Here is a 14921-nt window from a genome sequence, read left to right as displayed (position 1 = left end):
GAAGTCATATTTCGCAATATGACTGAAGATATCTAATGTAAAATCGATGGAGATTTTCTTTGGTGCTTTATGAGGCGGAGAATGATGCCTTCATCTAGGCATTGGAAAATGTGACTTTGATATTCATCTTGGCCGCATTTGCTTTGAACGGCGGCATCGGGGTGAAAGTTGCCTTTAAAAATCAAAATCTCCCTCTACACTCTCACATGTAATTGATCCCAGTACCCGCTGGGAACCCGACCAATCGCCAACCCGAATGGAGCTTTCTCCCATGAAGTCTGCGACTCGATCGGCAAGCTCGCCGTATTTTACGACCATCGAATCCGGGGGACACCGGCCGATAGGGGGAATATCAAAAAGAGGTTTCGATATCTTTGCTGCGTCCTTGGCGCTCATCGTCTTCAGCCCGCTCTTTCTGCTGCTGATGGCGCTCGTCAAGTTTTCCGATGGCGGCAAGGTATTTTATGGACACCGCCGCGTTGGTCACAATGGCCGCTTCTTCCATTGCCTCAAGTTCCGGACGATGGCGCCGGACGCCGACAGGATCCTGCAGGACCATCTGCACAAGAATCCCAAGGCCTACGAGGAATGGCAGGCAACACGTAAACTCCAGGACGATCCGCGCGTTACCGTCGTCGGTAGCGTTTTGCGTAAGCTGAGCCTGGATGAGTTGCCGCAGTTGCTCAACATCATCCGTGGAGAAATGAGTGTCGTTGGTCCGCGTCCTGTCGTGGAAGACGAGCTCGAGCTTTATGAACATTCAGCGGTCTTCTATCTGAAGTCACGCCCTGGTCTGACAGGGCTCTGGCAGGTGAGCGGCCGCAACGACGTTTCCTATGCCGCCCGTATCGCCTTCGATACGCATTATGTGACCAACTGGTCGCTCATCAACGATGTGGTCATCGTTGCGAAGACAATTCCTGCTGTCTGCCTGTCCCGGGGCAGTTACTGATCACAGTCATTCAGCGTGAATATGCCGCTTCCGTCATAACGCCGGGATCGGCTTTGTTGTTAAGTGAGGAAATTTCATGAAGAGAAGTCTTCACCAGGGACTTCCAGCCCTCGGCCGGAAAGTCCGGGGCGCTGCGCGTCTTTCCGCGCTCGCCATCGCCATCAGCGTGTCCGGCATCCATGGCGCTTTTGCTGGCGAGTATACGCTCGGAGCCATGGATAAACTGAGAATACGCGTCGCGGAATGGCAGACGGCGGAAGGGTCGGTCCGGGATTGGTCTGCTGTCAGCGGCGATTACACGGTCGGCGCCTCTGGCGCCATCTCCCTGCCTTTCCTTGGAACGGTGCCTGCCTCCGGCAAGACCACCTCTGAGATCGCCGACGAAGTCGGTCTGCAATTGCAAAAGCTGTTCGGCTTGCCCGATCGCCCATCAGCGTCCGTCGAGCTTGCTCAATACCGGCCGATTTACCTCGCAGGCGAAGTTCAAACGCCGGGCGAGTACCCGTTTGCACCCGATCTGACGGTTCTCAAGGCCGTCAGCTTGGGTGGTGGCTTGCGCCGCGGCGAAAACGGCCAGCGGTTTGCGCGTGATTTCATCAACGCGCAGGGGGATTCGTCGGTGCAGATCACCGAGCGAAACCGGCTTCTGGTTCGCCGCGCGCGGCTACAGGCGGAGATCGCCGAGAAGACCGAGATTACCCTGCCCGCCGAGTTGAAGGGCGTTGCAGCGGCGCCTGACCTTCTTGAAAGCGAAATGGCGCTGATGGTCTCTCGCGACAAACGGCAGAAGCTGCAGTTGACCGCGCTGGCCGAACTCAAATCGCTCCTGCAAAGCGAAATCGAAGCGCTTGGCAAAAAGTCTGTGACACAGACGCGGCAGCTGGAACTTGTGGTCGAAGACAAGGGGCGGGTCGATGTTTTGGCGGAAAAGGGGCTGGCGCTCAGTGCCCGAAAGCTTGCCGTCGAGCAGCGGGCCGCCGATCTTCAGGCCGCCTTGCTCGATATCGATACCGCTTCGCTGAAGGCCAAGCAGGCCGTCAGTCAGGCTAGCCAGGATGAGACCAACCTGCGCAACGACTGGGACGCACAGCTTGCCCAGGAACTGCAGAATACCGAGGCCGAGTTGGACACGCTGGCCCTGAAACTGATCACCAGCCGTGATTTGATGACGGAGGCGCTGGTTCAGTCGGCCGATGCCGCCCAGACGCCAAAGCCTGGCAGGACTATCGATATCAACTATTCCATCATCCGCCAGAAGGATGGAAAATCGACCAGGATCGCGGCTGACGAGGGAACACCCGTGCAGCCCGGCGATGTCGTGAAGGTCGAACCGGCCCTCAATACCCAGTAAGGCGATCGGAATGAAGATTGCGAAGGCCAGTCTTGTGAAGCCGGGCGAAAACTTCCTCTACGGGGTTTTCGCCCTCACCATTTCCTATTTCGTCTTCGCCTATTCCGGGCGCTTCGGCCAGATCTCGATCTTGGTCTATTACGCCGTCTGGCTGCCTCTGGTGCTTGTTGACTACCGACGGGCACTGGGAAATTACGTCAAATATATCTGGATCTTCGCCTTTGCAGTTTTCGCGCTGCTCTCCGTCTTCTGGTCGGCCGCACCTGGCACCACGACAAGAGCGGGGATTCAGTATCTATCCCATGTCATCTGCGCGCTGATTGCCATGCGGGCACTGGATGTAAAAACGCTGACGCTCGGCTCGGTCACGGGTGCCGGCTTGGTGCTGCTCTATTCACTGCTGTTCGGCGTTTATCATTTTGATCCGCTCGACGGGACAGTTAGTTTCGTCGGGGCGTTCGATTCCAAGAACCAGCTCGGCTTCTATGCGTCGCTTGCGGTCTTCTTCAGTTTCTCGGCGGTCGTGCTGCTGAAGCAGCGAGGGCTGTGGCTTCCGGTCTGTGGGGTGATCGGTCTTCTTGCGGCCTATTGTCTCTATGCATCGCAGTCCGCAACTTCGGTTCTGACAACGGTCGCAGTCCTTGGGATCACCGTCGGCATGCAGGTATTTTCGCTGCTGCCGCCGAAAAGCCGCAAGCTGCTGTTCGTTGCCGCCACCATCTTCGGTACGGCAGTTGTGATCGGGGCCATATATGGTGGCGCGATCGACAGTGTTCTCGGTGCTTTCGGCAAGGACTCGACCCTCACCGGCCGCACGTATCTATGGCAACAGGGAATTGAGGCGGCACGCGCATCGCCGGTGATCGGTATCGGCTATCAGGCCTATTGGGTACAGGGTTTTTCCGAACCGGAACGGTTGTGGGAGGAGTTCTTCATCGGTTCCCGCGGCGGTTTTCATTTCCACAATACCTATATCGAAACGATGGTCGAAACCGGCGCGATCGGGCTTCTTCTTTTGACCGCGCTGTTTCTTGCAGGTCTGTTCGGTCATCTCAAAAGAGTGTTGGCCGAGAGGCAGGGTTTTGAACCCTTGGTGCTGTTTGGCATTTCCACCCTGTTGTTCGTGCGCTCTTTTGCGGAAATCGATGTGATCTTCCCCTATCAGATCGGCTCGTTCCTGCTCTATATCGCCGCTGGAAAGCTGACCATGCCGGCGCCGGAAAGCGCGACGGTGCTAGCCCCGGCGTTGACCGGGGAAGCGGTACAGTCGATGATTCATCCGGGAGGTCCCGGTTCCACCTATCTGTACAGGTAGGCGGACGGTCATCAGAAAGCGAAGACCCCAATCGGCTCACTGAGACCCCTTAGCGTGTAGGAACCGAGATTCTCCAGGTCGGTCTGGCATTTGGCCATTTCGGCAAAAGCCTGCGACAGCAGGACTGGCCGCTTGAGTTCCTTCGTCAGGCTTTCGAGCCGCGAGGCGACATTGACCGTCGGGCCGATGACGGTGAAGTCGAGGCGGCTGCGCGAACCGATATTGCCATACATCACGTCACCGACATGCACGCCGATGCCATAACCAAGGGCTTGATGGCCCTTTTTGACGTTCTCCTCATTCAGCGTCGCCATCGCGGCCTGCGCTTCACGGATCGCCGCAAGAAGATCGCCGCACGCGCTGGTCTTGTCGAGCGGGAAAATGGCCAGCAGGCCGTCGCCCATGAATTTCAGGATCTCGCCGCCGTGCTTTTCGATTGGCTCGGCCATGGCGTCGAAATAGCCGTTGAGCAGCTCGATAACGTCGTCGCGCGGCCACATGTCGGAAATGCCGGTAAAGTCGCGCAGGTCGCAGATCAGGATCGCAGCGCGGACCGTAACCCCGCTGCCGCGCGTGGTGGCACCGGCAAGGATCTGCTCGCTTGCATGCGGCCCGACATAGGTTTCGAGCAGTGTCCGGGCGAGGCGGTTTTTCAGGCGGATTTCACTGACCAGCGCAAAGGCCGGCAGCAAGTCGGCCAGCGCCGCAACATCGTCATCGGTGAAGCCGCCCGGCCGGTCGCTGCCGAAGGTAATGATGTGGTGCTTGCCCAATGTATGCTCTAGCGGCCAGGCGATGTAATCCGTGTGACCTTCAGCGCGCAGTTCATCATAAAGAGGATAGGGTGGGGCGTTGGCGGAGGCTGCCGGTTCGAGGCGCTGGCGGACCACCTTTGCGCCGCTGTGGATGTCGTTGACGGGGCTGTGGCGATAGCGGTCACTATCTTCGATGCCGAAACCGAAGGTTTGGATATCAGCTTCCTGCATGCCTCTCTGCCACAGGATTCGCGCACCCAGCCATTGCGGGTGAAGGATGCGGAAGTGAAGCGTGCCGCGAGAGACCGGTATACCGGCCTGATTGAGCCTGGCGCACATCTCAACGAAGATATTGTCGATGAAACGCTCGTCGCGCGTCTCGGTCATCAGCCAGTCGATGATGCTGCTGCTGTCGCCCGGCAGCGTGTCAGCGCTCTCGCGAGGCAGGCTGGAAGCGGCGCTGGATGGAACTTGCATGAATACATCCTGTCGTGGTCTTCGGCACTTTGAACGACAAACTTAGTCACGGTGAAGCGCGAATACCAGTGTCGGAAGTTGCCTATCGTATTCGAAGCACGAGGAGGTGTCGGCCCTGGCGCGATGGCCGGTTCTGTCTGAGTTCTGCACAGTCGTAATAGAAATGGCGCCGCCCTGAACAGGCGACGCCATGAAAGTCCATCCGGTATTGCTGCCGAACTTAGGCTGCGGCCGAAATGCTGCCTGCGGTCGGAACTTCGGCAATCGTCTTCAGGATCTGCGAAGCGATCTGGTAGGGGCAGCCCTGCGAGTTCGGGCGGCGATCTTCCAGGTAACCCTTGTAGCCGTTGTTGACGAAGGAGTGCGGGATGCGGATCGACGCGCCACGGTCAGCAACGCCGTAGGAGAACTTGTTCCACGGAGCTGTTTCGTGCTTGCCGGTCAGGCGCTTGTCGTTGTCGGGGCCGTAGACGGCGATGTGATCCAGAAGGTTCTTTTCGAAGGCGGCCATCAGGGCTTCGAAATACTCCTTGCCGCCGACTTCGCGCATGTACTTGGTCGAGAAGTTGGCGTGCATGCCCGAGCCGTTCCAGTCGGTGTCGCCGAGCGGCTTGCAATGGTATTCGATGTCGATGCCGTATTTTTCGGTCAGACGCTGCAGGAGGTAGCGGGCCATCCAGATTTCATCGGCGGCGCGCTTGGAGCCCTTGCCGAAAATCTGGAATTCCCACTGGCCCTTGGCCACCTCGGCATTGATGCCTTCGTGGTTGATGCCGGCCGCGAGGCAGAGATCAAGATGCTCTTCAACGATCGTGCGGGCGATATCGCCAACATTCGAATAGCCAACGCCGGTGTAGTATGGACCCTGCGGAGCCGGATAGCCGGTTTCCGGGAAGCCGAGCGGGCGGCCGTTCTTGTAGAAGAAATATTCCTGCTCGAAGCCGAACCAGGTGCCTTCGTCGTCAATGACGGTGGCGCGGCTGTTGGAAGCATGCGGGGTGACGCCATCCGGCATCATCACTTCGCACATGACGAGCGCGCCGTTGGTGCGGGCCGGATCCGGATAGATCGCAACCGGCTTCAGTACGCAGTCCGACGAGCGGCCTTCAGCCTGCATCGTCGAGGAACCATCGAAGCCCCAGAGCGGCAGCTGCTCGAGCGCCGGAAATGCGTCAAATTCCTTGACCTGTGTCTTGCCGCGAAGGTTCGGGACCGGGGTATATCCGTCGAGCCAGATATACTCGAGCTTAAATTTCGTCATTTCTAACCTCTCATGGGTTGCTGATGCACAGCATCCGGATCGTTTAAGTCATGCTGCGCCGCCAACGGCTGACAACCTACATGCATGGCCCGTGCCAGTTTCGGGAGAGGGCGCCGTTTCACTCGATTTTCTTGCTGTTGAGGCAGAAGGGGATATGCGGGACGCATCAAAATCATAAAGCGGTTGGCTGCATTGAAGGCGCTGGCATGATTGAGCTTTTTGCACCGGTTTTCTTGATTTCGGCGTGTCTTTCTCTTCTTGTTTAAGGGAGAAGGGAGCGTCCTGAGTAAAAAATGCGCAGAGCTTGCGACAATTTGACTTGAGTGCATACGCCCAAAATTTATCTCGAAAATTCCCCGAAAAGCGCCATGCCTAAAAAATAGCCTATATTTTAGGCGGATTGATTTTTTTTTAATCAATCCGCGCAAATCGCGCGCGAGTCTGTTATGCTCGTTGCAAGCAGCCCCATTGAGGTCTGTGAAAAAGGAAAAGGCACTATGGCAATGATGTCTCCGGCCGATACGGCCAAGATTATCGAGTTCCCCGCCGGTGGGCGGAAGTTGGGTGGCCGCCGCTTCGAGCAGTCTGCCACGATCGCGGATATCCGGCCGAAGCAGGTCCTTACCGTCGATTACAGCAACTGGTATCACGACGAAGCCGTCCGTGAGGAACAGAAGCCGAAATCCTGAACGGCCATCAGGCTGAAAATTCCGATTGCCGCACTCGCGGGGATCGTGCGCCGTTGCGGTGCTGAGGTGGTGCGTTGACTGTTGTTCCGCATCTTGGAGGGGATGGCTGGCCGTCGTTGCCGGACTATCGTTCGAACCATCATTTACATCGTGCATTCATGATGGATGCTGCCGACAGAGCATCTGCGCTTTTGGCCTTACGAGCTTTGCAAGCCGGTCATGGTTAACAAATATTACCGACGCCGAAGGCGGGTGTGGCGAAATTTTAACCTTTGAGGCGCAAATTTGGGCGGAATCGTTCTTTGGGTGCACCTGAATCGTTCGCTGGTGCGTTACTTGAGAAGAGATTTGGCGCAATCGGCGGAATAATCCTGCCGAGGCGGGCAAAGATCACCGCAGGCCGGGAGCCATACGGTCTCACGCATTCCTGCGGGTCAAAGGATGTTCGACATGACCGACCATATCATGAAGACACTCTTGAACATCATGGCTGCGCTGTCTTTCGGCGCTATCATGGTCCTGTTCATCGCTCTATAGCAGCAAAAGCGCTGCTCACGGATAGAGATAATGCGCGTCCCACTGGTCATGCGGGATGAGGTCACCGATTTTGTAATTGAACGACAGAATCTCGATATGGTCGGGGCCGGTGCTGCACTTGTATTTCAGCTTGTACCATTCGCCTTTGCTGCGAAACACGGCGCCCGGCGCCTTCAGATTGTCGGCATCGACGATCGGGTCCGCAAACGTGTAGGCAATGACCTTGTCAGGCTTGAACGATGATTGGTCGGCGCTGATCTTCCACATTGCCTCCGTGTCGCATCGCTGTTCCAGGCGGGTCTGCGGGTCGAGTTTTTCGAATTGCTTGACCAGTGACTGATCCATGGCTGCTGCCGGCGCCGCAATCGCGGCGATCAGCAAGAGCGGGCAAACAAGCCTGTTCATTGCGTCGTCAACTCCTTCGTCATGTCAGAAAAGGGAAGCAGCAAGCGCGCTTCACGGGGCGATGTGTACCGCGACTGATATTAACTTCAAGGAAACATTTGTGTTCATTCCAAGGCAGGCGCACCCGAGCCGCGCGGGTAAGCCTCAGGTCTCTGAGACATCGATCCATTCTGCGGCGGCCAGGCGGGCCATCCGCTCCGGATTGATCCGCACTGCTGCATGCGGGGCGCCAGCGGCAGGTACCACCTCGTCATAGGCCTTCAGTGAAATGTCGCAAAAGACCTTGTGCGGCTTGGCAAGGCCGAAGGGACAGACGCCGCCAACGGGATGACCTGTTTCTTCCTCGACTTCTTCGAAACCGAGCATGCGGGCCTTGGTCGAAAATCGGGCCTTGTACTTCTTGTTGTCCAGCCGGGCATCGCCGCGCGTGACGATCAGGATCACTTCATCTGCCACCCGTAAGGCCAGCGTCTTGGCGATTTGCGCCGGCTCGACACCATGGCCCTCGGCCGCAAGCGCCACGGTGGCGGTGCTTTGCGCAAGCTCGATGACGGCAATATCGGGGGCGTGTTCGGCAAAGAAGGTCTTGACGGAAGAGATGCTCATTGGATGGTGTGGCTTTTCTGATGGGGGCCGCCCGGATGGCCCGGGCGATAGAGTGCGGGTAATCTTTCAGTCGTCGTTCGATGCGTCAAGATTTTCCGGACGTATGCCTTCCTGGTCGTGCGGCAGGTAGCCATGGCTGGTGAACCAGTTGATCAGGATCGCGGCGATTGCCTCGTCGCGTGTGTGCATGCCGGGATGATCGGAAATGAAGGATTGAATTGCTTGTTCGATCCGCGGATCGTAAACGTCAGACATGATATCTCCTGAAGAAAGGTCGTGGGCATGCCGGTGGCCAAACCGGCACGATGCCATGACGCCTCAAGCTTGCTTGATAACGCGGATCAGCACGAGAAGGATAACGGCGCCTATTGTCGAATGGATAATGGCTGCCAGGATACCGCTGCCGATGCTAACGCCGAGGTAGGGAAAGAGTGTGCCGGCGATGAACGCGCCGATAATGCCAATGACAATATTCCCGATCAGGCCGAAGCCGAAACCCGAAACGATCAAGCCTGCAAGCCAGCCGGCAATGGCGCCGACGATAAGAAAGACAACAATGCTCTCGATACCCATGGATGGTTCCTTTCCGTTGTATCTTTGAAAGAAACTAGTGCAGGAACCGGTTCGCGATAAGGGGAAGCTTTCAGAAATATAGGCGATTCCAACGCATAAGCAGCAAATTCATGGATTGCCCCTCACCTAGCCCTCTCCCCGCGGGCGGGGAGAGGGGATGACGGAGTTTACCGCTTGTCCCTTCTCCCCGCTTTAACGGGGAGAAGGGACCCGTTAGGGCGGATGAGGGGCGCTCTTGTTGGATCAACGGACGGTTTAGACGATCCCGCCACCGCCGCTCCTTGAGGCTGGCCGTTCGCCGGAAACCTTGGTGCGGTAACCGCTGGCCCGGTAGGCGGCAACCGGCGAGATGGCGCCGCCGGCCTCGTAGCGCGCCATGGCCAGGATCGGCTCGACATGGGTGCGGAACGCCGCCTTCAGCGTTTCCGTGGCCATCAGCGCGTCGTTGCCATCCTGATATTCTTCCAGCGCCTTGCGATCGACAAGCAGTGCCTGCGCATAGGCGCGGCTGACTTCGGTCGCCGAGTTCATCAGGCTTTCGATTGGGTCGGTGACATTATGGCTCTGGTCGAGCATGTGCATTGGCGCAAAGCCATCGGCCTTGCGCGTTTCCGCATCGACCAATTCGTTGAAGACAAGGAACAGGCGATAAGGATCGATCGAGCCCGTATCCAGATCGTCATCACCATATTTCGAATCGTTGAAATGGAAGCCGCCGAGCTTCTTGAACTGGATCAGCCGGGCAACGATCATCTCGATATTGACGTTCGGTGCATGGTGGCCAAGATCGACCAGGCAATGGGCCTTGGGGCCGAGTTCCTGGGCGATCAGATAGTTGGTGCCCCAGTCCTGCACCACGGTCGAATAGAAGGCCGGTTCGAACATCTTGTGCTCGGAAAAGATTTTCCAGTCCTCCGGAAGTCCCTTGTAGATCGCTTTCATCGCGTCGAGATAACGCTCGAAGCTCTTGGTGAAATTGCTCTGGCCGGGGAAGTTGGAGCCGTCGCCGATCCAGACGGTGAGTGCCTTGGAGCCGAGCGCCTTGCCGATGGCGATACATTCGAGATTGTGATCGACCGCCTGCTGGCGTGTCGCCGCATCGGAATGGCTGAGTGAACCGAACTTGTAGGAATGCGCCTGATCGGCCGCGTCGGAGAAGGTGTTGGAGTTCATCGCGTCGAAGCCGAGACCCAGCGCGTTGCCCTTTTCCTTGAGTTCCTTCAGGTCATCGACCTTGTCCCACGGGATATGCAGCGAGACCGTCGGCGTCGCCTTCGTCAGTTGCTGGATGACCGAGCAATCCTCGATCTTGTCGAAAATGTTGCGCGGCTCGCCGGTACCGGGAAAGCGGGCAAAGCGGGTGCCACCGGTGCCAACGCCCCAGGATGGAACGGCAACTCCGTAAGCAGATACTTTCGCTTTGATGGCACCGATATCGATGCCCCGACGCGCCAGTTGCGTCCCGAGGTGATCGTAATCGGCCTTCAGGTCGGCAAGGTGCGCAGCATTGTCGGCGTCGATGACGTCTTGTTTGATCATCCGTGTCATGGGGCTTCTCCGGCTCAGCGCGTGAACGACTGGGCATTGCCCGCATCGACATTGATGATGTTGCCAGTCGATTTGGCCGACATGTCGGAGGCGAGGAAGTAGATCGCTTCGGCAATGTCTTCCGGGAAGACGCTGAGTTTCAGCATCGATCGCTCACGGTACATCGCTTCCAGTCCTTCCATATCCGTCTTGTAGACGGCGGCGCGCTGTTCCTTCCACTCGCCGCTCCAGATCTTTGAACCGCGCAAAACGGCATCCGGATTGACGACGTTGACACGGATCTGGGCGGACGCGCCTTCGAGCGCCAGGCAGCGGGCGAGATGGATTTCGGCAGCCTTGGCCGTGCAATAGGCGGATGCGCCGGGAGAGGCGGCAAGGCCGTTCTTGGAGGCGACAAAGACAACGTTGCCGCCAGCCTTCTGGTTGCGGAAGATACGGAAGGCTTCGCGCGATACCAGGAAATACCCGGTCGCCAAAATATCCATATTCTTGTTCCACAGCGCCAACGTCGTGTCTTCGATCGGCGCAGAAGAGGCGAGACCGGCATTGGAAACGAGGATGTCGAGGCCGCCGAATTCGAGAAGCGTGTCGGCAAAGCTCTTTTCTACGGCGGCTTCATCGGTGACGTTCATGGTGACAGCGCGGACGAAATCCTTGCCGTAGCGGCCACCGAGTTCGCCCAAGGCGGAGGCAAGCGCCGCCTCATCGATATCGGCAAGCACGACGCACGCGCCTTCCTGCATCAGGCGGTGAGCTGTCGCCTTGCCGATGCCGCCGGCGCCGCCGGTGACCAGCGCGATCTTGCCGGCCAGCATTTTCGGCTTCGGCATGCGCTGCAGTTTGGCTTCTTCAAGCAGCCAGTATTCGATATCGAAGGCTTCCTGTTCCGGCAGGCCGACATAGGTCGAGACGCCGGATGCGCCGCGCATGACATTGATGGCGTTGACGTAGAATTCGCCGGAAATACGGGCCGTTGCCTTGTCCTTGGCAAAGGTGATCATGCCAACGCCGGGGATGAGATAGACGACCGCATTCGGGTCGCGCATGGCAGGGCTGTTGCTGCGCTTGCAGCGTTCGTAATAGGCGGCGTAACCGGCGCGGTATTCGGCGATCGCGGCTTCAAGGCCGGCCAGCGTCTTGTCGATGTCCGGATAGGCCGGATCGAAATCGATCACCAGTGGGCAAATCTTGGTGCGCAGGAAATGGTCAGGGCAGGACGTGCCGAGCGCTGCCAGTGGCTCTAGGTTTTTCGATGTGACGAAATCAAGCACGGCCTGGCTATCGTCGAAATGCCCAAGCTTGCGCTCGTCGGCACTGATCATGCCGCGAATGACCGGCATCAGTTTCAGCGCAATGGCGCGGCGCTCAGTGGCCGGCAGAACGAGTTTTACTGCGCCGCCAAAGGCGGGAGTGGTATTCTCGGTCTCGAACCAGGCAATCGCCTTGTTGATGATCTCGACGGTGGTCTCGTAGGCTTCCTTGGCTGTGTCGCCCCACGTAAAGAGCCCGTGGCTTTCTAGGATCAGGCCGCGTGCGTTCGGATTTTCAGCGCAGAATTTCGAAAGCCAAAGGCCAAGCTCGAAGCCGGGACGCTTCCAGGGCAGCCAGCCGATATCGGCGCCAAAGATTTTCTGGGTCAGTTCCCGGCTGTTCTTCGATGCTGCAATGGCGATGATCGCATCCGGATGCATGTGATCGACATGCTTCTTCGGCACATAGGCATGCAGCGGTGTATCGATCGAAGCGGCACGCGGATTGAGGTTGAAGGTGCAGTGTGGCAGATAGCCGACCATTTCGTCTTCATGCTCAAGGCCACGATAGAGGCCCTTCAGCGCTTCCAGCTTCTCCATATAGAGTGTCGAAAAGCCGTCCATCTTGATAGTGCCGACGTCACCGCCGGAGCCTTTGACCCAGAGAACCTCGACCGTGCCGCCGCCGAGCGGGTCTTTTTCCATGACCTTGGCGGAGGTGTTGCCGCCGCCGTAATTGGTGATGCGCTTGTCGGAACCGAGCAGGTTGGAACGATAGAGAAGCCGTTCCGGCTCGCTCATCGCGGCTGCCTTGGCGTCATCCCAGAGATTGGCAAGGCGCGAGCCTTGTTGCTTGTCGAGCATCGATCATTCCTCCCGGTCAATTTTGCGCTGGCCTGCTGGATTTTGCGGGGCAAAGGGCGCATTCGTTGCGATCAGATCACACAAAATTCGGCCGCATGTCAATCATAAACGATCAAAAACAATCATATTGCACTGCACAATGAAAAAATATGATTGTTTGTGATTGACAATGCGCGGTCATGATGGAAGCATAGACAATATTGGAGGAACCTAATGCACGAGAAAGAGCGACACAGGATCATTCTGTCAGCGGTCCAGGACAAGCCGGTCATCACCGTGCCTGAACTGGTCGATCTGACCGATAGTTCTGAAGCGACGATCCGCAGGGATATCGCGGCGCTGCATGTGCAAAAACGCCTGCGCCGGGTGCGCGGTGGTGCTGAAGCGATCAATCCACCGCAGTTCGTCGGCCTTGCCGGCCGCCCGTTCAGTGTCAACGAGGGCTTGCATGCCCGCCAGAAGCAGGCGATTGCCAAGGAGGCCGTGGCGCTCTGTCAGGATGGCGAGCCGATCATCATCAATGGCGGCACCACGACATTCCAGATGGTGCATTTCCTCGCCAATCGCCGCATGCAGGTGTTCACCAACTCCTTTCCGATTGCCGAGCACCTGCTCAAGCACTCAAAGAACACCGTGATGCTCTCCGGCGGCACGATCTACCGGGAGCAGAACATCATCCTCAGCCCGTTCGATAATGACGTGACGCGCAATTTTTATGCGCGCCGCATGTTCATGGGTGCGCAGGGGCTCGGCCCGCTCGGCCTGATGGAAGGCGATCCGCTGCTCATCCAGGCGGAGCAGAAGCTGATCGACCAGGCCGATGAACTCGTTGTCCTGATCGACTCGTCGAAATTTCACAAACGTTCCAGCCTCATTCTGTGTGGGCTGAAGCGCATCACCACGGTGATCACGGATTCGGGCATCGAGGACCGGCATGTCCAGATGCTCGAAGATGCAGGCGTCGGCTTGGTCATCGCCAATACGCGCTCGGGCATTGTTGAAGAGAATGCTTCCTCGTCGGCATAAGGTCGGCGGGAGGAGGGGAGTGGGAACCGCCGATGGCATCAAGCCGGCTGGCAAAGTTTTGAGAGCATACGGCCGAATGAACGCGATCATTGTGACCGCGCGGCTTCAGGGAGGAGAACGTCATGAAAATTTTCAAGGCATTGATGGTCACGACAGCGGTTTCGCTGGCACTGATGACAAGCGCGGCGCATGCGGAAAACAAGAAGATCGCCTTGGTCGTCAAGGCGCTCGGCATCGGCTTCTTTGAAGCGGCCAACAAGGGCGCCCAGGAAGCGGCCAAGGAACTCGGCGATGTCGAGGTGATCTACACCGGCCCGACGACGACGACGGCCGAAGGCCAGATCGAGGTCATCAACTCGCTGATCGCCCAGAAGGTCGATGCGATTGCAGTTTCGGCCAACGACACCGATGCCCTGGTTCCGGCGCTGAAGAAGGCCATGGACCGCGGCATCAAGGTCATTTCCTGGGATTCGGGTGTCGCCAAGGAAGGACGTTCGATGCACCTGAACCCGTCGTCCAGCCCGCTGATCGGCAATATGATCATCAAGCTTGCCGCCGACCAGCTGCCGGATGGCGGTGACGTCGCCGTTCTCTCTGCAACGGCCACCTCGACCAATCAGAATACCTGGATCGAGGAAATGAAGAAGGTTCAGGGCAACTACAAGGGCATCAATGTCGTTGCCACCGTTTACGGTGATGACCTTGCCGACAAGTCCTATCGCGAAACGCAGGGTCTCATTCAGTCCTACCCGAACCTCAAGGCGATCATCGCTCCGACCTCCGTCGGCATCGTTGCGGCAGCGCAGGCCGTTGAAGACGCGGGTAAGGTCGGCCAGATCAACGTCACCGGTCTCGGCCTTCCCTCGGAAATGGCGGGCCACGTCAAGGCCGGTTCGTCGAAGTCCTTCGCCATCTGGAACCCGATCGACCTCGGCTATTCCGCCACCATGATCGCCTATGACCTGATCGGCGGTGCGGAAGCAAAGCCGGGCGCCGAACTGAAGATGGGCCGCATGGGCACCGTCAAGCTCGACGACAACAACGAAGGCGCCATGGCCGACCCGTTCGTCTACGATGCCAAGAACGTCGAAGAGTTCGCCAAGATCTTCTGATTTTTGAAGGCCTACTCGCAGGCTGATGCCCCTCATCCGCCCTGTCGGGCACCTTCTCCCCGTAAACGGGGAGAAGGAACAAGCGGCGGCCTCGGTCATCCCCTCTCCCCGCCTGCGGGGAGAGGGCTAGGGTGAGGGGCAATCGCGCAAGCGATAGCCTGCCGATAATTTTCAATTTCAAATCACACCGGTGGATTGCC

Annotated in this window: 14 protein-coding genes; 6 read left to right on the top strand and 8 right to left on the bottom strand. The window is 57.9% G+C overall.

Going from position 1 to position 14921, the window contains the following annotated elements:
• Positions 1–271 precede the first annotated feature (271 nt).
• The 3 genes from ASC96_RS00400 to ASC96_RS00390 all read left to right on the top strand — a co-directional run bounded on the left by ASC96_RS00400 (position 272) and on the right by ASC96_RS00390 (position 3618).
• Complete coding sequence (locus ASC96_RS00400) at positions 272–952, top strand: sugar transferase (protein WP_060500302.1); 681 nt, start codon at positions 272–274, stop codon at positions 950–952.
• A 76-nt stretch (positions 953–1028) separates the two neighbouring features.
• Entirely contained in the window at positions 1029–2303 is a 1275-nt protein-coding gene (locus ASC96_RS00395) for a polysaccharide biosynthesis/export family protein (RefSeq protein WP_060500300.1), read from the top strand.
• A gap of 10 nt (positions 2304–2313) precedes the next feature.
• Positions 2314–3618, top strand: a complete 1305-nt coding sequence (locus ASC96_RS00390; RefSeq protein WP_082511880.1) for an O-antigen ligase — start codon at positions 2314–2316, stop codon at positions 3616–3618.
• 11 nt (positions 3619–3629) lie between these two features.
• Here the strand turns inward: ASC96_RS00390 and ASC96_RS00385 are convergent, their stop codons facing one another.
• Complete coding sequence (locus tag ASC96_RS00385) at positions 3630–4850, bottom strand: adenylate/guanylate cyclase domain-containing protein (protein ID WP_060500298.1); 1221 nt, start codon at positions 4848–4850, stop codon at positions 3630–3632.
• A gap of 220 nt (positions 4851–5070) precedes the next feature.
• Positions 5071–6111 (bottom strand): glutamine synthetase beta-grasp domain-containing protein, encoded by a 1041-nt coding sequence (locus ASC96_RS00380; protein ID WP_060500296.1) that lies wholly within the window; start codon positions 6109–6111, stop codon positions 5071–5073.
• Between the two features lie 497 nt (positions 6112–6608).
• On the opposite strand from ASC96_RS00380, the gene ASC96_RS00375 reads away from it, so the two are divergent.
• The gene (locus ASC96_RS00375; RefSeq protein WP_060500294.1) at positions 6609–6800 is read left to right on the top strand and encodes a DUF2735 domain-containing protein; all 192 of its coding nucleotides are present in this window, start codon (positions 6609–6611) and stop codon (positions 6798–6800) included.
• A 552-nt stretch (positions 6801–7352) separates the two neighbouring features.
• On the opposite strand, the gene ASC96_RS00370 is transcribed toward ASC96_RS00375, so the two are convergent.
• The 6 genes from ASC96_RS00370 to ASC96_RS00345 form a co-directional block, all read right to left on the bottom strand.
• Entirely contained in the window at positions 7353–7742 is a 390-nt protein-coding gene (locus ASC96_RS00370) for a DUF930 domain-containing protein (RefSeq protein WP_060500293.1), read from the bottom strand.
• A 144-nt stretch (positions 7743–7886) separates the two neighbouring features.
• Entirely contained in the window at positions 7887–8348 is a 462-nt protein-coding gene (locus ASC96_RS00365; RefSeq protein WP_060500290.1) for a YbaK/EbsC family protein, read from the bottom strand.
• Between the two features lie 66 nt (positions 8349–8414).
• Complete coding sequence (locus ASC96_RS00360; RefSeq protein ID WP_060500289.1) at positions 8415–8603, bottom strand: hypothetical protein; 189 nt, start codon at positions 8601–8603, stop codon at positions 8415–8417.
• 63 nt (positions 8604–8666) lie between these two features.
• Positions 8667–8921 carry a GlsB/YeaQ/YmgE family stress response membrane protein gene (locus ASC96_RS00355; RefSeq protein ID WP_060500287.1) on the bottom strand — a complete coding sequence of 85 codons (255 nt, stop codon included), beginning with the start codon at positions 8919–8921 and terminating at the stop codon, positions 8667–8669.
• 255 nt (positions 8922–9176) lie between these two features.
• Positions 9177–10469, bottom strand: a complete 1293-nt coding sequence (rhaI, locus tag ASC96_RS00350; RefSeq protein WP_060500285.1) for an L-rhamnose catabolism isomerase — start codon at positions 10467–10469, stop codon at positions 9177–9179.
• 14 nt (positions 10470–10483) lie between these two features.
• The gene (locus ASC96_RS00345; RefSeq protein WP_060500283.1) at positions 10484–12583 is read right to left on the bottom strand and encodes a bifunctional rhamnulose-1-phosphate aldolase/short-chain dehydrogenase; all 2100 of its coding nucleotides are present in this window, start codon (positions 12581–12583) and stop codon (positions 10484–10486) included.
• A 213-nt stretch (positions 12584–12796) separates the two neighbouring features.
• Between ASC96_RS00345 and ASC96_RS00340 the strand changes: the two genes are divergently transcribed.
• Together ASC96_RS00340 and rhaS are read left to right on the top strand one after the other, a co-directional pair.
• Entirely contained in the window at positions 12797–13609 is an 813-nt protein-coding gene (locus tag ASC96_RS00340) for a DeoR/GlpR family DNA-binding transcription regulator (protein WP_037105479.1), read from the top strand.
• 122 nt (positions 13610–13731) lie between these two features.
• On the top strand, positions 13732–14721 hold the full coding sequence (rhaS, locus tag ASC96_RS00335) for a rhamnose ABC transporter substrate-binding protein (protein WP_060500282.1): 990 nt from the start codon (positions 13732–13734) through the stop codon (positions 14719–14721).
• Positions 14722–14921: the final 200 nt, after the last annotated feature.

Source organism: Rhizobium sp. Root1204 (assembly GCF_001424965.1).
Classification (GTDB): domain Bacteria; phylum Pseudomonadota; class Alphaproteobacteria; order Rhizobiales; family Rhizobiaceae; genus Pararhizobium.
The sequence above is the reverse complement of the archived record's forward strand: the minus strand, read 5'-3'. Positions and strand labels throughout refer to the sequence as shown.